Source organism: Streptomyces sp. NPDC050508 (assembly GCF_040655155.1).
GTDB lineage: Bacteria > Actinomycetota > Actinomycetes > Streptomycetales > Streptomycetaceae > Streptomyces.
On the sequence record NZ_JBFAJJ010000002.1, the window covers coordinates 601,978 to 619,641 of the forward strand.

The following is a 17,664-nucleotide window of genomic DNA, read 5'->3' on the forward strand; positions in this document are numbered from 1 at the left end:
GCCGACATGGATGGGGGTTTGCCGGTACCTGAGTCCGCATGTGCCGCCCTCAACCGGTCTCTCCCGACTCCCCATATGCGGAACGGGGCTCAAAGAGGCTCACGGAGGCACTCAGCGCTTCCGGGTGTCAACCCTTTGCTACTCAAGGGTCAGGTCGGTATTCGCAACCGCGTCCGGTCACCCGCCGGGGCCCGCGCTGTGATGTCAGTCACCCATAGGTGTCGCCGGGACCCGTGCTGCCGGGAGCGCGCAGGGGACCGTAGCGACGGGGCGGCCCACCGGGGCCGTTCACCTTGAGGAACCGCACCGTGCCGTGCCCGAGGTCCTCGTTCAGCCGGGCCACCAGCTGCGGGGCGAGGAGGCGCAGGTTCGTCGCCCAGGCCGTCGAATCGCAGCGCACGATCAGGACCCGCTCGTCCTCGTCGTACTTCTCCGGTACGCAGTGGTTGGCCAGGTCCTCGCCGACGATCTGCGGCCAACGGCCCATCACACCGCCCACCGCGGCCGGTGTCTCCCAGCCGCGCTCGGTGAGCAGCCGGTTGATCGCAGCGCCGAGAGCCATCGGGTCGCGGCCGTCGGCGCGCGCGCCGGAGCGCAGGCCCCCGCGCCGCGCCTGCTTCTTCTGCTGCGCCGCGTCCCCACGCGCGCGTGCCTGTTCCTTCGCGGCGCGCAGCGCCACGCGCGCGAGGTCGACGCCGGAGGGCTCGGCGGCCTTCTTGGGCGCGGGTTCATCGGCTGCGGGCTGGTCCGTCGTCATACGCGCTCCACCGCCCCCTCCGCCACGCTGTACCGCGTCCCCGCCAGGACATGCGGTACGTCGTCGTCGACCGCCGCCGTCACCAGCACCTGCTCGCCGGGCGCCACCAGCTCGGCCAGCCGCTCCCGGCGACGCGTGTCCAGCTCGGCGAAGACGTCGTCGAGCACGAGCACCGGCTCATTGCCCTCGGCCCTGAGCAGGTCGTACGACGCGAGCCGCAACGCCAGCGCGTACGACCAGGACTCCCCGTGCGAGGCGTACCCCTTCGCGGGCAACTGACCGAGTTTGAGAATCACATCGTCCCGATGCGGTCCTACGAGGGTGACGCCCCGCTCGATCTCCTGCTTGCGCGCCTCCGCGATCGCCGCCATCAGCTGCTCGTAGAGGTCCTCACGCGTGTGTGCCTCACCGGGCGCCGACGGCTTGTACTCCAGGGCCACCGGACCGCCCCCGGGGGCGAGTTGCTCGTACGCCTTGTCGGCGAGGGGCTGCACCGCGGCGATCAGATCGAGCCGCTGGGCCAGCAACTCGGCCCCCACGCGCGCGAGATGCTGATCCCACACGTCGAGCGTGGACAGGTCCATCGACCGCCCACCGTGCCGCCGTGCCAACGCGGCCGACTTCAGCAGGGTGTTGCGCTGCTTGAGCACCCGCTCGTAGTCGGAACGAACCCCGGCCATGCGCGGAGAGCGCGCGGTGATCAGCTCGTCCAGGAAGCGCCGCCGCTCCCCGGGGTCACCCTTCACCAGGGCGAGGTCCTCGGGCGCGAACAGCACGGTCCGTACGATGCCCAGCACGTCACGGGGTCTGACCTGCGAGGACCGGTTGATGCGGGCGCGGTTGGCGCGGCCGGGGTTCAGCTCCAGCTCGACCAGCTGCTGCCGCTCGCCCTGCCTGACCTGCGCCCTGATGATCGCGCGGTCGGCGCCCATGCGGACCAGCGGGGCGTCGGAGGAGACGCGGTGACTGCCCAGGGTGGCGAGATAGCCGATGGCCTCGACGAGGTTGGTCTTGCCCTGCCCGTTCGGGCCCACGAACGCGGTGACGCCGGGGTCGAGCGGGACGTCGACCCCGGCGTACGAGCGGAAGTCGGCCAGCGACAGATGCGTGACGTGCATGGTCGTTCGCCGACCTCCCCCAGGTTGTGGATCCACGGGCCGCGGCCTGTGGATCTGTGGATTACTTCGTCTCGACCGCGTGGCCGCCGAACTGGTTGCGCAGCGCCGCGATCATCTTCATCTGCGGCGAGTCCTCCTGGCGCGACGCGAACCGCGCGAAGAGGGAGGCCGTGATCGCGGGCAGCGGCACGGCGTTGTCGATGGCCGCCTCGACGGTCCAGCGGCCCTCGCCGGAGTCCTCGGCGTAGCCCTTGAGCTTGTCGAGGTGCTCGTCGCCGTCCAGGGCGTTGACGGCCAGGTCGAGCAGCCAGGAGCGGATGACGGTGCCCTCCTGCCAGGAGCGGAAGACCTCGCGGACGTCCGTCACCGAGTCGACCTTCTCCAGCAGCTCCCAGCCCTCGGCATAGGCCTGCATCATGGCGTACTCGATGCCGTTGTGGACCATCTTCGAGAAGTGCCCGGCGCCGACCTTGCCGGCGTGGACGAAGCCGAACTCGCCCTCGGGCTTGAGGGCGTCGAAGACGGGCTGGACCTTCGCGATGTCCTCGGGGTCGCCGCCGACCATCAGGGCGTAGCCGTTCTGGAGGCCCCAGACGCCGCCGGAGACGCCCGCGTCGACGAAGCCGATGCCCTTGGCACCCAGCTCCTCGGCGTGCTTCTCGTCGTCCGTCCAGCGGGAGTTGCCGCCGTCCACGACGACATCGCCGGGCTCCAGGAGCTCGGCCAGCTCGTCGACGGTCGCCTGGGTCGGGGCACCGGCCGGGACCATCACCCACACGACGCGCGGGCCCTTGAGCTTGCCCACAAGCTCTCCCAGGCTGTGGACATCGGCGAGGTCCGGGTTGCGGTCGTATCCGATGACGGTGTGGCCTGCGCGGCGGATGCGCTCGCGCATGTTGCCACCCATCTTGCCGAGGCCGACGAGACCGAGCTCCATCAGTTGTTCCTTAGGGTGCGACGTGGCATGAAGGCACTTGCGTACCTGTGTCCGAGCCTAAACCCGGACGGTCATGCACACCTGTGAGCATACGCGCTCAGAAGTACCGGGCGGTATGCCCCGACCTGCGGTGTTCTCGTCGGGTACGGATCAGCCGCTCAGTCGCACCGGCATGATCAGGTACTTGTAGGCCTCGTCCGCCTCGGCGTCCAGGGCCGGCTTGCCGCTGAGCAGCGCGGGCTTGGTGGAGGTCGTGAAGGACAGCTGGGCCACCGGGGAGTCGATGGCGCTGAGGCCGTCCAGCAGGAACGTCGGGTTGAAGGCGATCGACACGTCGTCGCCCTCAAGGTTCGCGTCGACGCGCTCCACAGCCTGTGCGTCGTCGCTGGACCCGGCCTCCAGGATCAGCACGCCCTGCTCGAAGCTCAGCCGCACCGGCGTGTTGCGCTCGGCGACCAGGGCCACGCGCTTGACGGCCTCCACGAAGGGGGCGGTCTCGATCACGGCGATGGAGTTGAACTCCGTCGGGAACAGCGAGCGGTACTTCGGAAGGTCGCCCTCCAGGAGACGGGTCGTCGTACGGCGCCCGGCGCCCTCGAAGCCGATGAGCCCCTCGCCCGCGCCCGAGCCGGACAGCGCCAGGATCACGCTGTCGCCGCTCGTGAGGGCCTTGGCGGTGTCCAGGAGCGTCTTGGCGGGCACCAGGGCGACCGCGGACGCCTCCGGGTTCTCCGGCTTCCACAGGAACTCACGGACCGCGAAGCGGTAGCGGTCGGTGGACGCCAGCGTCACCGTGTCGCCCTCGATCTCGATACGCACACCGGTGAGGACGGGCAGCGTGTCGTCACGGCCGGCCGCGATGGCCACCTGGGCGGCCGCCGAGGCGAAGACCTCACCGGGAACGGTGCCGGTCGCGCCCGGCATCTGCGGCAGCGCCGGGTACTCCTCCACAGGCAGTGTGTGCAGCGTGAAGCGCGAGGAGCCGCAGACCACCGTCGCCCGTACACCGTCTGTGGAAATCTCCACCGGCCGGTTGGGAAGGGCGCGGCAGATGTCGGCGAGCAGTCGGCCGGAGACGAGGACCGTGCCCTCCTCCTCGACCTCCGCGTCGACCGACACGCGCGCGGAGACCTCGTAGTCGAAGCTGGAGAGGCTCAGCTGCCCCTCCTCGGACTTCAGCAGGAGGCCGGCGAGGACCGGCGCCGGCGGACGGGCCGGGAGGCTGCGTGCCGCCCAGGCCACTGCCTCCGCGAGTACGTCGCGTTCCACCCGGATCTTCACTGTTGCCGCCTCCTGCTGTTGCCGGCGCTTCTCGGCCTGCCTGGCTTCGTCGTCTGTCTCGGTGTCGTCGGTCCCGGTGAGGGGAAGGACATCGGGGAACAGTCTGACGCACGGCACTGACAGTAGGTGCCTATCGGGGTCAAGTCGTGACGAGGGACCGTCGGGCGACGAAGCGCGAGTTGTGCACAGGCCCCGCTTCGAAACGGTTTCCCAGCTCTCTCTAGTTGCTAGTAGTAGTAGGGGCTGTGGATACCGTGGATAACCGCGTTTTCGCAGCTCAGGGCGGGAATTTTGTCCACCGACCCTGTGGGCGACGGCGGTGGACAACCTCGGGTTTCTGTGGAGAACGGAAAGTTCTGCACACCCCATGCACAGCCGAGGGCCACTTCTCCCCAGCACCGTCCCCAGCTTTACCCACCTTTCCCACAGCCCAACCCGGCACCTTCGTGTGACGCCTTTCACTCGACACGGTGAGGTGGCGCGTTGCATTGCCGAACAGTGGACAGCGGTGTGGAGAAGCTGGAGATCGCTGGGGACAACCGGCCCCAGCCTGTGGGTTGTCGGTGGACAACTTGATCCACAGGCTGGGGATCAAGGATTCGTCCACAGGTTGTGGATATCTTTTGTCCACGAATCCACAAGCACTTGACCTGGTCTGATGGTCTCTCACCCGCGGCGCCTGTGGACACGATCTGGACAACTTCTCAGTCCCCAGGATGTGGACGGAAGAAAGTCGCCGAATCTGTGGAGGACGGCCGTAACCCGGCCGGTATTCGAACAGCGGGTGGTCGGTCCGTGGGTTTGAAACGACGGCGAGCGGCTGCCGGATCGGCTCCGGACGGGCTGAGGATCGGCTTCGAAGAGGCTCCTGAGTCTCTCCAGAGCGGGTCCAGGAACGGCTGTGGATCGCCTCCCGGCAAGCCGAAGGGCGCCCCGGGAGAGATCCCTGGGCGCCCTTCGGTGTCGTAGCTCTGGTGTCGTAACTCCGTTGCTGTCAGCCGTTCTTGATGCGGTTGGTCAGCTCGGTGACCTGGTTGTAGATCGAGCGGCGCTCGGCCATCAGCGCGCGGATCTTGCGGTCGGCGTGCATGACCGTCGTGTGGTCGCGGCCACCGAACTGCGCGCCGATCTTCGGCAGGGAGAGGTCGGTCAGCTCGCGGCACACGTACATGGCGATCTGCCGGGCCGTGACCAGCTGACGGCCGCGCGAACTGCCGCACAGGTCCTCGACCGTGATGCCGAAGTAGTCGGCGGTCGCTCCCATGATCGCGGTCGCGGTGATCTCCGGAGTCGAGTCCTCGCCGCCCGGGATCAGGTCCTTGAGGACGATCTCGGTGAGACCGAGGTCGACGGGCTGCCGGTTGAGCGACGCGAACGCCGTCACCCGGATCAGCGCGCCCTCCAGCTCACGGATGTTCCGCGAGATCCGGGACGCGATGAACTCCAGCACCTCCGGCGGGGCGTTGAGCTGCTCCTGGACCGCCTTCTTACGAAGGATGGCGATACGGGTCTCCAGCTCGGGCGGCTGGACGTCGGTGGTCAGGCCCCACTCGAAACGGTTCCGCAGCCGGTCCTCCAGCGTCACCAGCTGCCTGGGCGGCCGGTCGGAGGACAGCACGATCTGCTTGTTGGCGTTGTGGAGCGTGTTGAAGGTGTGGAAGAACTCCTCCTGCGTCGACTCCTTGTCCGCGAGGAACTGGATGTCGTCGACAAGAAGGATGTCCATCTCGCGGTACCGCTTGCGGAAGCTGTCGCCCTTGCCGTCGCGGATGGAGTTGATGAACTCGTTGGTGAACTCCTCCGAACTCACGTACCGCACGCGCGTGCCGGGATACAGGCTCCGCGCGTAGTGCCCGATCGCGTGCAGCAGGTGCGTCTTGCCGAGCCCCGACTCCCCATAGATGAAAAGGGGGTTGTACGCCTTCGCGGGCGCCTCGGCGACGGCGACCGCGGCCGCGTGCGCGAAGCGGTTCGAGGCGCCGATGACGAACGTGTCGAAGAGGTACTTCGGGTTCAGGCGCGCGGTCGGCTCACCCGGGCCCGCCGCCGGCGCGGGCTTCGAGCCCAGTGGTCCTGGCGACCCCGGACCGCCGCGGTGCACATGACCGGAGTTCGAGGGCGAGTGCGAGTCGGACAGGTCGCGGCGCGCGTCGCGCTGGTTGTACTCCGCGCGGGACTGCTCGTACTCGGCCCGCGACTGCTCGTACTCCGCGCGCTGCTGCTCGTACGACGGACGCTCCATCGACTGCGGGCGGTAGTCCTGCGTCGGCGGCGCGTACTGGTCCTGCTGCGGCTGGTACGGGTCCTGGGGCGGGCCGTATTTGTCCTTCGCCGGTGCCCCGTACTGATCCTGGGACGGCGGTCCGTACTGGTCCTGCGACGGGGACGCGTAGGGGTCCCGCTCCGGGAAGCCGAGCCGTTGCTGCTGCCAGCCGTAGTCGTCCTGCGACGGCCGCGGCCAGGCGCCCGGCTCGGGGCGCTGGTACTCCGACGGATAGGCGGGGCGGGCGGTGGGCAGCTGGTCGCCGGGGCCGCCCGGGAGCGGCTCGGCGCGGTGACGGCCGTAGCTCTCGTACGGGTCCCGGCTCTGCTCGGGTTCTTCGTAGCGGCGCTGGGGCTGGGCGGGGGGTGCCGGCGGTCCGGCGGGCTCGCCGGCGGAGTCGTCGACCGTGATCGCGATCCGGATCGGCCGGCCGCACTCGCGGCTCAGCGTCTCGCTGACGATCGGCGCGAGGCGGCCTTCGAGCACGCCCTTCGCAAATTCGTTCGGTACGGCGAGCAAGGCAGTGTCGGCGACGAGTGCCAGGGGCTGGCAGCGCCGGATCCAGTGCTCGTCCTTGGTCTCGACACCCTGCCCACGCCCCTCACCGAGAAGTTGCTCCAGCACTCGTGGCCACACTGCGGCAAGATCGGCAGGTACGTCAGCCACAGGGCACGCTCTCTCACGGGTCCCACGAACGTGTGGTTCGCGGACGGGACGGGATGTACATCGGGTGGGGCGCTCGGGAAAAAGGTGTTGGGGCGGGGGACAAAGGAACGAATCGGAGTCCAGCCACGGTAGTCAGGGCGACGGGTGCGGTTCAAGTTGTTGTCCCCAGCCTGTGGATAGTGTCTCCCTGTGACCGCTGGTTTGACCGGATGGCGTAGCCCCGCGTACCGTGACCAGGTCGAGTTGTCGATGGCTGCTGCCGCCTGCCTCCGATGGGCACAGATCGCTTCGAGGTGATCGGGAAGCGGTGCACTCGGGCGTTACTGCGAGCTACTCGTGGGCGCACGGTGACAGCCAGGACGGCACCCGCCACCACCGATTTATTTCTGGAGCCCCCTCGTGAGCAAGCGCACCTTCCAGCCGAACAACCGTCGTCGTGCCAAGACCCACGGCTTCCGCCTGCGGATGCGTACCCGTGCCGGTCGCGCGATTCTCGCGAACCGTCGTGGCAAGGGTCGCGCCAGCCTGTCCGCCTGATCCCGATCAGGTCATGACGTCGTGCTGCCTACCGAGCATCGGCTGAGGCGGCGCGAAGACTTCGCGACCGCGGTACGACGGGGTCGCCGGGCCGGCCGCCCGCTTCTCGTCGTCCACTTTCGTAGCGGTGCCACGGACCCGCACGCGCCAGGGGAGAGCGCTCCCCCGACGCGTGCGGGTTTCGTCGTCAGCAAGGCAGTGGGCGGCGCTGTGGTGCGCAACAAAGTGAAGCGCAGACTTCGCCATCTGATGCGCGAGCGAGTCGTCCTGTTTCCCCCCGGTAGCCTGGTAGTCGTACGAGCGCTGCCCGGAGCGGGCGACGCCGACCATGCACAGCTGGCCCAAGACCTGGATGCCGCCGTTCAGCGGCTGCTGGGAGGGGGCGCGCGATGAAGTACCCACTACTGGCGCTGATCAAGCTGTACCAGTGGACGATCAGTCCATTGCTGGGTCCGGTGTGCAAGTACTACCCGTCGTGCTCCCACTACGGCTATACGGCCATCGACCGGCACGGCGCGATCAAGGGCACCGCGCTCACGGCCTGGCGCATCCTGCGGTGCAATCCGTGGTCGCTCGGCGGTGTGGACCATGTCCCGCCGCGCAAGCGTCCACGGTGGCACGAGATGCTGCGGGGCACATGGCGCGCACACAAGGGCGGGACCTCCGCCGCCGAAACGGCCACTGAAGGGCTGAGTCCTTCGAGCCCGGCCGCAGAGACACCGTCCCATGCCCAAGGAGCATGATTAGTGGACACGATTGCCAGTCTTTTCAGCTTCATCACGACACCCGTTTCCTGGGTCATCGTCCAGTTCCACTCGGTGTACGGGAAGGTTTTCGGTCCCGACACGGGCTGGGCCTGGGGCCTGTCCATCGTGTCCCTGGTGATCCTGATCCGCATCTGTCTGATCCCGCTCTTCGTGAAGCAGATCAAGGCGACCCGGGCCATGCAGACCCTGCAGCCCGAGATGAAGAAGATCCAGGAACGCTACAAGAACGACAAGCAGCGTCAGTCCGAAGAGATGATGAAGCTGTACAAGGAGTCGGGTACCAACCCGCTCTCCTCGTGCCTTCCCATCCTGGCGCAGTCCCCGTTCTTCTTCGCCCTGTACCACGTGCTCAACGGCATCGCGACGGGCTCGACGATCGGCGTCATCAACGACTCGCTGCTCGCCAGCGCGCGTAAGGCGCACATCTTCGGTGCCCCGCTGGCCGCGAAGTTCACGGACGGCAGCAGCAAGGTCGAGGCGCTCGGTGCCACGCTGACCGACGTCCGGGTCGTCACCGCGATCATGATCGTGATGATGTCGGCGTCGCAGTTCTACACGCAGCGCCAGCTCATGACGAAGAACGTCGACACCACGGTGAAGACGCCGTTCATGCAGCAGCAGAAGATGCTGATGTACGTCTTCCCCGTCATGTTCGCCATCTTCGGCATCAACTTCCCCGTCGGTGTCCTCGTCTACTGGCTGACCACCAACGTGTGGACCATGGGCCAGCAGATGTACGTCATCCACAACAACCCGACCCCGGGTTCCAAGGCCCAGGCCGCCTACCTGGAGCGCCTCACCAAGCACGTCACGCACCACGAGAAGACCCGCAGCCGCGGCGAGAAGGCCATCGTCAAGGCGATCGTCTCCAAGGGCCGTGACCGTAACGAGTTCGAGCGCAAGTTCATCAACAGCCTCACCAAGGTGGGCCTCGTGGCCCAGCAGGACGGCACCGTGGCGAAGGGTGAGAGCGCGGCTGTGGAGTCCGAGGACGGTACGCCGACCCCGGCCGCCACTCCCAGGCGTCAGCAGCCCAAGCGGCAGACCAAGGCCCAGCGCCAGTCCGCCGCCGCGAAGGCGGCCGACGACAGCGCCGAGCACGCGGCCGACGACGCCGAGCCGAAGACCTCGCTGACCAAGTCGGACGAGCCCGAGGACGCCAAGCCCGCCACCGCTGCGAAGAAGCCGACCCCGAAGCCCGCCGGCGGTACCCGCAGCAAGGCCCAGTCCGGACAGCGCAAGGGTCCGCAGCGGCCCAAGTCCCCGTCCAAGAAGTAAGAAGGAGTCCATCCCGTGACGGAAGGCACCACCACCTCCGCCGCTGCCGAGGGTGCAGACACCCTGTCCCGCCTGGAGCAGGAGGGCGAGATCGCGGCGGACTACCTTGAGGGTCTGCTGGACATCGCCGATCTCGACGGCGACATCGACATGGATGTCGAGGCCGACCGCGCCGCTGTCTCGATCATCAGCGACAGCAGCGGCCGCGACCTCCAGAAGCTCGTCGGCCGTGACGGTGAGGTGCTGGAGGCACTTCAGGAGCTCACCCGCCTGGCCGTGCACCGGGAGACCGGGGACCGCAGCCGCCTGATGCTGGACATCGCGGGTTACCGCGCCAAGAAGCGCACCGAGCTCTCCGAGCTGGGCGCCAAGGCCGCGGCCGACGTGAAGAACACCGGCGAGCCGGTGAAGCTGAACCCGATGACCCCGTTCGAACGCAAGGTGGTCCACGACGCGGTCAAGGCCGCGGGACTGCGCAGCGAGTCGGAGGGCGAGGAGCCGCAGCGCTTCGTCGTCGTGCTTCCCGCCTGATCGGTCCCTACGTTCCACCGGCCCCGTCTGTTGAGCAGACGGGGCCGAACTTTGTCAGCCTGATAGTCCTGTAGTTCTGGTGGTCAGCGCCCAGTGCGCTTTTGCGGTACGGAAGGACGGTCCCCCGTGACGGAGGCAGCGGAGCTTCCCCCCGCGCCCGAGCAGGCGCGCGAGGTGTTCGGTGATCGCTTCGAGGATGCGGTCCGATACGCCGAGCTGCTCGCCGACGCGGGCGTGCAGCGTGGTCTCATCGGCCCACGTGAGGTGCCCCGCCTGTGGGAACGGCACCTGCTGAACTGTGCGGTCCTCTCAGAGGTCGTGCCGGACGGAGTGACGGTCTGCGATGTCGGCTCCGGCGCCGGCCTCCCGGGCATCCCCCTGGCGCTGGTCCGGGAGGACATCAAGATCACCCTGCTCGAACCGCTGCTCCGCCGTACGACCTTCCTCACCGAAGTCGTCGAACTCCTGGGCCTCGACCACGTCACCGTCGTACGAGGGCGTGCCGAGGAGGTCATGGGCACACTGCAGCCGGTCCATGTGGTGACGGCCCGGGCCGTGGCTCCGCTGGAGCGACTGGCCACCTGGGGCATCCCGCTGCTGCGTCCGTACGGCGAGATGCTCGCCCTCAAGGGGGACACGGCCGAGGAGGAGCTCAAGAGTGCGACGACCGTGCTCAGCAAGCTCGGAGCCGTGGGGACGTCCATCCTGCATGTCGGCGAAGGCATCGTCGATCCGCTGTCCACGGTGGTCCGTGTCGAGGTGGGAGAGAGCCCCGGCGGAGTGCGCTTCGCGGCCAAGCGGGCCAAGGCGGCTCGTACGGGCCGTACCCGTCGGCGTCGTTGAGGTCGTCCCGGCGCTGAGACGGGTCGGTCTTAGCGCTTGAGGCGTGTCTCTGATCCGTCCTGACGACGAAACTTACTCCACACAAGCTGCCAAACCTATGCATGCCGGAGTGTCGCGACAGTTCGGCGTCGGCTGCTGTGCATCGTGTTTCACGTGAAACGTCGCTCACTGCTACACGGCATCATCGGTCGCACCCGCGCCGCGGCCGAACCCCGCGACCGGAAGCCTCTCGGATCACTCGGAGAGGGCACGGAGTTGTCCACAGAGGTGGAATTCTCCACAGAACAACAGGCCTCACTGGTTCACGACCCTGAAGACATGGGAGGCTCTGTTCATTGCGAGCCTGAAGTCGAGGAGAGTGAATCCTTGCGGTCCGACGCCAACATCGCGGGACCGATGACCGATCCGGTCCCCGGTCCCCGTACCGAGTCGATGGGGGAGGATGTTTCACGTGAAACACCGCCCCCTATGGACGACACTCCCATCGGTCGTGCTGCCCAACTGGCTGTAGAAGCTCTGGGGCGTGCCGGCGAGGGTCTGCCGCGTCCCGAGCAGACCCGAATCATGGTCGTGGCCAACCAGAAGGGCGGGGTGGGCAAGACGACGACGACCGTCAATCTTGCCGCTTCGCTGGCACTGCACGGTGCCCGTGTTCTGGTGGTCGACCTTGACCCACAGGGCAACGCGTCCACGGCACTGGGGATCGACCACCACGCGGAAGTTCCCTCCATCTATGACGTGTTGGTCGACAGCAGGCCTCTCTCCGAGGTCGTGCAGCCGGTCCCCGACGTCGAGGGTCTCTTCTGCGCCCCCGCCACGATCGATCTCGCCGGTGCGGAGATCGAGCTGGTATCCCTGGTGGCGCGTGAGAGCAGACTGCAGCGGGCGATTCAGGCCTACGAGCAGCCGCTGGACTACATCCTCATCGACTGTCCGCCCTCGCTCGGCCTGCTGACGGTCAATGCGTTGGTCGCCGGTGCGGAGGTTCTGATCCCGATCCAGTGCGAGTACTACGCACTGGAGGGACTCGGACAACTGCTCCGCAACGTCGACCTGGTGCGGGGGCACCTCAACCCCAACCTGCATGTGTCGACCATCCTGCTCACCATGTACGACGGCCGGACGCGTCTCGCGTCCCAGGTCGCGGACGAGGTGCGCAGCCACTTCGGTGACGAGGTACTGCGGACGAGCATTCCCCGCTCAGTCCGTATCTCCGAGGCACCGAGTTATGGGCAGACGGTACTGACCTACGATCCCGGATCGAGCGGTGCCCTCTCCTACTTTGAAGCAGCAAGGGAAATCGCGCTGAAGGGTGTGGGCGTCAGCTACGACGCACCGCATGCGCACATCGGCGCTCAGAGCGACCAGAGCATGGTGGAGGGTATCCAGTGAGTGAGCGACGGAGGGGTTTGGGCCGTGGGCTCGGCGCACTGATCCCCGCAGCCCCGACCGGGGAGAAGACGGTGGCTCCGGCCGCCATGGGCTCCGCGTCCCCGACGGCTGTTCCGGTCATCACCGGCGACCGGGGAGTGGCCGCAGCGAAGGTGACCACGCTGCCGCCGGTTTCCTACGACATGGAGGAGCCGTCGTCGAACGGCGCCGTGGAGACCTTCGCGCCTCCCATCGGTGCCCACTTCGCCGAGCTGCCTCTCGACTCCATCACGCCGAACTCACGTCAGCCGCGTGAGGTCTTCGACGAGGACGCGCTGCAAGAGCTCGTCACCTCCATCAAGGAGGTCGGCCTCCTCCAGCCCGTCGTCGTACGGCAGATCGGGCCGACGAGCTACGAGCTCATCATGGGCGAGCGGCGCTGGCGGGCCTGCCGTGAGGCCGGCCTGGAGGCAATCCCGGCGATCGTGCGGGCCACGGACGACGAGAAGCTTCTCCTGGACGCCCTGCTGGAGAACCTGCACCGCGCCCAGCTGAACCCGCTTGAAGAGGCAGCCGCCTACGACCAGTTGCTCAAGGACTTCAACTGCACGCACGACCAGCTGGCGGACCGCATCGGACGTTCGCGTCCGCAGGTCTCCAACACCCTGCGTCTGCTGAAGCTCTCGCCGTCGGTCCAGCGCCGTGTCGCCGCCGGAGTCCTCTCCGCCGGTCATGCCCGGGCGCTGCTCTCCGTCGACGACTCGGAGGAGCAGGAGCGGCTGGCCCACCGGATCGTGGCCGAGGGGCTCTCGGTGCGGGCCGTCGAGGAGATTGTGCACCTGATGGATTCGCGGCCCCAGACGGCTCAGCGCTCCAAGGGACCGCGGGCCGGCGCCCTGGTCTCCCCGGCGCTGTCCGATCTCGCCACGCGTCTCTCGGATCGCTTCGAGACCCGGGTGAAGGTCGACCTGGGCCAGAAGAAGGGGAAGATCACTGTCGAGTTCGCCTCGATGGAGGACCTTGAGCGGATCCTCGGTTCGCTGGCTCCGGGTGAGGGGCCGGTCCTGCAGCGGAGTCTGCTGGACGACGACGCGGAGGACGAGGCCTGACCCGTCCTGCCGACGGCATGGGTTCTGTTCATCCGACCAGCAGAGCGGGCCGTGTCCGGTGTGTACCGGAACGCGGCCCGCTCTTTGCTTTCTGTCGGTATCGATGCAATCGCATCGTGGATACGATGCATTTGGGTATGGCGCATCCACCTGGCAGCACCTCTTAGGGGAGGCGGGGGCCATGCGAACGGTGAGCCGCACCGGACTGGTGAGCGCGGGTCTGGGCCTGGGGGCGGTCGGCGGGTTCGTCGGCAGTCTGCTCAGGGAACGCAGCGCTCTGACAGCCGCCCGTGACGCTGCGGGCGAAGGAAGCGAGGATCAGCCTTCATGGGGCGTCGGCTCGTACCGCTCACGCTGGACAACCTCCCGGACATTCCCAAGCCCTGTCGGTCGTGCGTCTTCTGGGAGCTGGACCCCGTCAGCGGCCAAGCCGCGGTAAAAGCGGGCACGTCGGCCTTGGAGAAGGAAGCGTGGATCTCCGCCGTCCTGCTCGACTGGGGCTCGTGCGGACGAGTCGTCTACGTCGATGATGTGCCGGTGGGTTTCGTGCTCTACGCGCCCCCTGCCTACGTGCCCCGCTCCACGGCGTTTCCCACGAGCCCGATCTCACCGGATGCCGTGCAGTTGATGACGGCGTTCATCATGCCGGGCTACCAGGGGCAGGGACTGGGACGGGTCATGGTCCAGACAGTCGCCAAGGATCTGCTGCGGCGGGGCTTCAAGGCGATCGAGGCCTTCGGTGATGCCCATGGGAAAGAGCCTGCCTGCGTACTACCTGCCGACCATCTACTCGCCGTGGGCTTCAAGACGGTCCGCCCGCACCCCACCTATCCCCGACTGCGGCTGGAGCTGCGTACGACGCTCTCCTGGAAGGAAGACGTGGAGCTGGCGCTCGACCGGCTGCTGGGGGCCGTACAGAAGGAACCAGCGCTGCGGCCGCTCTAGGACCACGCCAAAGTGAATGGGCCGACTCCGGGGAGTCGGCCCATTCGTGTTTCACGTGAAACATCACTCGGCGATGAAGTCCTCAAGGTCGCGAACGATCGCGGCCTTCGGCTTCGCACCGACGATGGTCTTGGCGACCTCGCCACCCTGGTAGACGTTCAGGGTCGGGATGGACATGACGCCGTACTTGGCGGCCGTACCCGGGTTCTCGTCGATGTTGAGCTTGACGACCTCGATCTTGTCGCCGTACTCGGCGGCGATGGCCTCAAGGGACGGAGCGATCTGGCGGCACGGACCGCACCAGGCGGCCCAGAAGTCCACCAGGACGGGCTTGTCGTTCTTGAGGACGTCCTCGTCGAAGGAATCGTCGGTCACATTCTTCAGAGTGCCGGCCACGGCGGGCTCCTTAACTTGGTCGTGCGGTGGGGCGGATGGGGGTCAGACGGTGGTCTTAGCGGGCTCTGCCTTCTCCTCGTCCGCGAGGGCGGAGAGGAAACGCTCGGCGTCCAGAGCCGCGGAGCAGCCGGTACCGGCGGCGGTGATCGCCTGGCGGTAGGTGTGGTCGACGACGTCACCGGCGCCGAAGACACCGGTCAGGTTGGTCCGGGTCGAAGGTGCCTCGACCTTCAGGTAGCCCTCTCCGTCCAGCTCCAGCTGGCCCTTGAAGAGCTCCGTGCGAGGGTCGTGGCCGATCGCGATGAACAGACCCGTCACCGGGAGGTCCGAGAGCTCCCCGGTCTTCAGGTTGCGCAGCTTCAAACCGGCGAGCTTCGGGTCGCCCTCGATCTCGGCGATCTCGCTGTCCCAGACGAACTTGATCTTCGGGTCGGCGAAGGCACGCTCCTGCATGGCCTTCGAGGCACGCAGGCTGTCCCGGCGGTGGACGATGGTCACGGACTCGGCGAAGCGGGAGAGGAAGGTCGCCTCCTCCATCGCCGTGTCGCCGCCGCCGATGACGGCGATGTCCTGGTCCTTGAAGAAGAAGCCGTCACAGGTGGCACACCAGGAGACACCCCGGCCGGAGAGGGCGTCCTCGTTCGGCAGGCCCAGCTTGCGGTGCTGCGAGCCGGTGGTGACGATGACGGCCTTCGCCTTGTGCACGGTGCCCGAGGTGTCCGTGACGGTCTTGATCTCACCGGTCAGGTCGACGGAGACCACATCGTCCGGGATCAGCTCGGCGCCGAAGCGCTCGGCCTGGGCGCGCATGTTGTCCATGAGCTCGGGGCCCATGATGCCGTCCTGGAAGCCCGGGAAGTTCTCGACCTCGGTGGTGTTCATCAGCGCGCCACCAGCGGTGACGGCGCCCTCGAACACCAGCGGCTTCAGCGACGCGCGCGCGGTGTAGAGCGCCGCCGTGTAGCCGGCGGGCCCGGAGCCGATGATGATCACGTTTCGGACGTCGCTCACGGCTTGGTTCCTCGTCTCTGGACTGCGTCAGTACGACCGGTGTGAGCCCCTCTCAGAGCTCTCACCCCACCCAACGGATCCTACGGGGCCCGCATTCCCGGTGTGTCCGGGCACACGGAGACAGCGCATAGGAGGGAGATACCACGCCGGTCGGCGAAGAGACGTCCGCAGTCAGGAAAGTGGGTACGACCGCGTCAGAAGGACCTTGCCAGGGGTGGACGTCTGCTGGCTCACGCAAGCCGCGTCGACGACGTAAGCCGTGACTCGGCTGTTGTCGGAAGCGTTGGGCAGCACCACGAGATAGGCGGCGGTCCCGTGGTACGTGCCCTTCTTGGAGCCGAGGACATCCTCGTTGCCACGGTTGATGCCCTGCCGGATGCAGTCCGGGAGGGAACGGGAAGGCTCGATCAGGGTCCTGGGCGTCTTGGTGGAAGACTCCGTGCCGGGGGGCGCGGATTCGACGTTCCAGGGCTTCATGCTGCCGGCGCCCCGACTCGCGGACGTCTTGGCGGAGAGGAGGTCCGAGACCTGGCTCTCCAGCTTCCCCTTGGAGAAGCTGTCTGCGGAGCTGGTCGGGTTTCCCTGAGCCGCGTCGGATGACTTGTGGTCGCCCAGCGACTGGAGGAACAGAGAGCCGGCTCCTAGAACGGCCGCGGTGAACACGGCTCCCAGAACGATCCTCCCGCGGCGTCCGCCACGATTCCGGTCCTTGCGGCCGGGTCCGGTCGCGGCGTGCGCATGTCCTGCTGGACGGACCGCCGCAGACGATGTTTCACGTGAAACATGCGCCTCGGTGTCCTCGCCGTCCCCGCTCGACGTGGATCGGGACGCGCTCACCAATGTCGGCGCGGCCAGGGACTCGGGGGCGGTGGCACCCAACAGGGCCTCTGCGGCGAGGGCTGCGTCGATACGGCCGGCGATCTCGGCGGGCATCCGCTGTGGGCCGGGCAGTGTCCCCAGCAGGCCCCGGATTTCCTCCAGCGACTCGTGGACATCCGCACAGAGTTCGCACTCGTCCAGATGCCGTCGTACCTCAGCCGTCCTGGACGGCGTGAGGAGGCCCTCGGTGAGGTCGGAGATCTCCGCGACGTCCGGGTGCTCGGTCGTGTCTGTCGTGGATGTCACGCTCGCCCACCTCCGCCCTTCACAGCAGCTGAATCGCTCGGCCCTGCATCCTTGGGACCTGAGTCGTGGGGTCCCGCTGCCGGTGGGACGGATGTCCCCTGCGCCCGGTTCCGTCGCGGGCCCGGTTCCTCGCCGTCAGCGGCTCTTTCCGGCCGTAGATGGGTGAGGAGTGGCAGCAGTCTGGCTCTTCCGCGGGCGCAGCGGCTCTTCACCGTGCCGGTCGGCACGTCGAGCATGCGGGCGGCCTCTGCGACGGGATAGCCCTGCATGTCCACGAGGACGAGGGCGGCGCGCTGGTCGACCGGGAGGGTGCCCAGGGCTTCCAGCAGTTGGCGGTGCAGGTCGTTGCGCTCCGCGGGAGCCGAGGCCGATTCGTGCGGCTCCAGGAGTTGTTCCAGGCGCTCGGTGTCGTCGACCGGAGACGTTTTCCTGGAGGCCGCCTTGCGGGCGCGGTCCAGGCAGGCGTTCACCGTGATCCGGTGCAGCCATGTCGTGACGGCCGACTGGCCGCGGAAGGTGTGGGCGGCCCGGTAGGCGGAGACGAGGGCGTCCTGGACCGCGTCAGCGGCCTCCTCGCGGTCTCCCAGCGTGCGCAGGGCCACGGCCCAGAGCCGGTCCCGGTGCCGCCGTACGAGCTCACCGAAGGCTTCCGGGTCACCTTCAACATGGCGGGCGAGCAGATCCTGATCGCTCGTTCCGTCGTATCCGGCGCCTTCCGCCATCGGACCC

18 protein-coding genes are annotated in these 17,664 nt (G+C 67.7%); 9 read left to right on the top strand and 9 right to left on the bottom strand.

The genetic code is table 11. From position 1 onward, the window contains the following. Positions 1 to 208 precede the first annotated feature (208 nt). From AB0I69_RS07945 to dnaA, 5 genes are all read right to left on the bottom strand, one after another. Complete coding sequence (locus AB0I69_RS07945) at positions 209 to 757, bottom strand: DciA family protein (protein WP_363094703.1); 549 nt, start codon at positions 755 to 757, stop codon at positions 209 to 211. Then, the gene (gene recF, locus AB0I69_RS07950; RefSeq protein WP_363094704.1) at positions 754 to 1,875 is read right to left on the bottom strand and encodes a DNA replication/repair protein RecF; all 1,122 of its coding nucleotides are present in this window, start codon (positions 1,873 to 1,875) and stop codon (positions 754 to 756) included. The genes AB0I69_RS07945 and recF overlap by 4 nt, the downstream gene beginning before the upstream one ends. A gap of 61 nt (positions 1,876 to 1,936) precedes the next feature. Further along, positions 1,937 to 2,812: a phosphogluconate dehydrogenase (NAD(+)-dependent, decarboxylating) gene (gnd, locus tag AB0I69_RS07955; protein ID WP_363094705.1), complete on the bottom strand. Its 876-nt coding sequence runs from the start codon at positions 2,810 to 2,812 to the stop codon at positions 1,937 to 1,939. Between the two features lie 150 nt (positions 2,813 to 2,962). Then, positions 2,963 to 4,093, bottom strand: a complete 1,131-nt coding sequence (dnaN, locus tag AB0I69_RS07960) for a DNA polymerase III subunit beta (protein WP_019073352.1) — start codon at positions 4,091 to 4,093, stop codon at positions 2,963 to 2,965. 994 nt (positions 4,094 to 5,087) lie between these two features. After that, positions 5,088 to 7,022, bottom strand: coding sequence for a chromosomal replication initiator protein DnaA (dnaA, locus tag AB0I69_RS07965; RefSeq protein ID WP_363094706.1), 1,935 nt, complete (start codon positions 7,020 to 7,022; stop codon positions 5,088 to 5,090). A gap of 399 nt (positions 7,023 to 7,421) precedes the next feature. Here dnaA and rpmH point away from each other — a divergent pair, with 399 nt between their 5' ends. The 9 genes from rpmH (at position 7,422) to AB0I69_RS08010 (ending at position 14,403) form a co-directional block, all read left to right on the top strand. Then, positions 7,422 to 7,559 (top strand): 50S ribosomal protein L34, encoded by a 138-nt coding sequence (rpmH, locus tag AB0I69_RS07970; protein ID WP_006381191.1) that lies wholly within the window; start codon positions 7,422 to 7,424, stop codon positions 7,557 to 7,559. A 21-nt stretch (positions 7,560 to 7,580) separates the two neighbouring features. After that, positions 7,581 to 7,952: a ribonuclease P protein component gene (rnpA, locus tag AB0I69_RS07975; protein ID WP_363094707.1), complete on the top strand. Its 372-nt coding sequence runs from the start codon at positions 7,581 to 7,583 to the stop codon at positions 7,950 to 7,952. Next, positions 7,949 to 8,302 carry a membrane protein insertion efficiency factor YidD gene (yidD, locus tag AB0I69_RS07980; RefSeq protein WP_363094708.1) on the top strand — a complete coding sequence of 118 codons (354 nt, stop codon included), beginning with the start codon at positions 7,949 to 7,951 and terminating at the stop codon, positions 8,300 to 8,302. The genes rnpA and yidD overlap by 4 nt, the downstream gene beginning before the upstream one ends. 3 nt (positions 8,303 to 8,305) lie before the next feature. Further along, entirely contained in the window at positions 8,306 to 9,604 is a 1,299-nt protein-coding gene (yidC, locus tag AB0I69_RS07985) for a membrane protein insertase YidC (protein ID WP_363094709.1), read from the top strand. Between the two features lie 15 nt (positions 9,605 to 9,619). Beyond that, positions 9,620 to 10,135: a R3H domain-containing nucleic acid-binding protein gene (locus AB0I69_RS07990; RefSeq protein ID WP_363094710.1), complete on the top strand. Its 516-nt coding sequence runs from the start codon at positions 9,620 to 9,622 to the stop codon at positions 10,133 to 10,135. A 126-nt stretch (positions 10,136 to 10,261) separates the two neighbouring features. Beyond that, entirely contained in the window at positions 10,262 to 10,978 is a 717-nt protein-coding gene (gene rsmG / locus AB0I69_RS07995) for a 16S rRNA (guanine(527)-N(7))-methyltransferase RsmG (protein WP_363094711.1), read from the top strand. Between the two features lie 318 nt (positions 10,979 to 11,296). Then, positions 11,297 to 12,370, top strand: a complete 1,074-nt coding sequence (locus tag AB0I69_RS08000) for a ParA family protein (protein ID WP_078532690.1) — start codon at positions 11,297 to 11,299, stop codon at positions 12,368 to 12,370. Further along, a complete protein-coding gene (locus AB0I69_RS08005; RefSeq protein ID WP_363094712.1) occupies positions 12,367 to 13,458 on the top strand; it encodes a ParB/RepB/Spo0J family partition protein in 1,092 nt (363 codons plus the stop codon). Before AB0I69_RS08000 ends, AB0I69_RS08005 begins: the two co-directional genes overlap by 4 nt. A gap of 327 nt (positions 13,459 to 13,785) precedes the next feature. After that, the gene (locus AB0I69_RS08010; protein ID WP_363094713.1) at positions 13,786 to 14,403 is read left to right on the top strand and encodes a GNAT family N-acetyltransferase; all 618 of its coding nucleotides are present in this window, start codon (positions 13,786 to 13,788) and stop codon (positions 14,401 to 14,403) included. Between the two features lie 63 nt (positions 14,404 to 14,466). On the opposite strand, the gene trxA is transcribed toward AB0I69_RS08010, so the two are convergent. The 4 genes from trxA to sigM form a co-directional block, all read right to left on the bottom strand. Next, a complete protein-coding gene (trxA, locus tag AB0I69_RS08015) occupies positions 14,467 to 14,799 on the bottom strand; it encodes a thioredoxin (RefSeq protein ID WP_042163195.1) in 333 nt (110 codons plus the stop codon). Between the two features lie 42 nt (positions 14,800 to 14,841). Next, the gene (trxB, locus tag AB0I69_RS08020) at positions 14,842 to 15,810 is read right to left on the bottom strand and encodes a thioredoxin-disulfide reductase (protein ID WP_363094714.1); all 969 of its coding nucleotides are present in this window, start codon (positions 15,808 to 15,810) and stop codon (positions 14,842 to 14,844) included. 171 nt (positions 15,811 to 15,981) lie between these two features. Then, positions 15,982 to 16,935, bottom strand: a complete 954-nt coding sequence (locus AB0I69_RS08025) for a hypothetical protein (RefSeq protein WP_363094715.1) — start codon at positions 16,933 to 16,935, stop codon at positions 15,982 to 15,984. After that, positions 16,932 to 17,657: an RNA polymerase sigma factor SigM gene (gene sigM / locus AB0I69_RS08030; RefSeq protein ID WP_363094717.1), complete on the bottom strand. Its 726-nt coding sequence runs from the start codon at positions 17,655 to 17,657 to the stop codon at positions 16,932 to 16,934. The genes AB0I69_RS08025 and sigM overlap by 4 nt, the downstream gene beginning before the upstream one ends. Between the last annotated feature and the right edge of the window lie 7 nt (positions 17,658 to 17,664).

Bases quoted from the DNA above. Each gene is read 5' to 3' on its own strand.
- AB0I69_RS07945 (WP_363094703.1), bottom strand. From the start codon at position 757: ATGACGACGGACCAGCCCGCAGCCGATGAACCCGCGCCCAAGAAGGCC.
- recF (WP_363094704.1), bottom strand. From the start codon at position 1,875: ATGCACGTCACGCATCTGTCGCTGGCCGACTTCCGCTCGTACGCCGGG.
- gnd (WP_363094705.1), bottom strand. From the start codon at position 2,812: ATGGAGCTCGGTCTCGTCGGCCTCGGCAAGATGGGTGGCAACATGCGC.
- yidD (WP_363094708.1), top strand. From the start codon at position 7,949: ATGAAGTACCCACTACTGGCGCTGATCAAGCTGTACCAGTGGACGATC.
- AB0I69_RS08000 (WP_078532690.1), top strand. From the start codon at position 11,297: ATGGGAGGCTCTGTTCATTGCGAGCCTGAAGTCGAGGAGAGTGAATCC.
- AB0I69_RS08010 (WP_363094713.1), top strand. From the start codon at position 13,786: ATGGGGCGTCGGCTCGTACCGCTCACGCTGGACAACCTCCCGGACATT.
- sigM (WP_363094717.1), bottom strand. From the start codon at position 17,657: ATGGCGGAAGGCGCCGGATACGACGGAACGAGCGATCAGGATCTGCTC.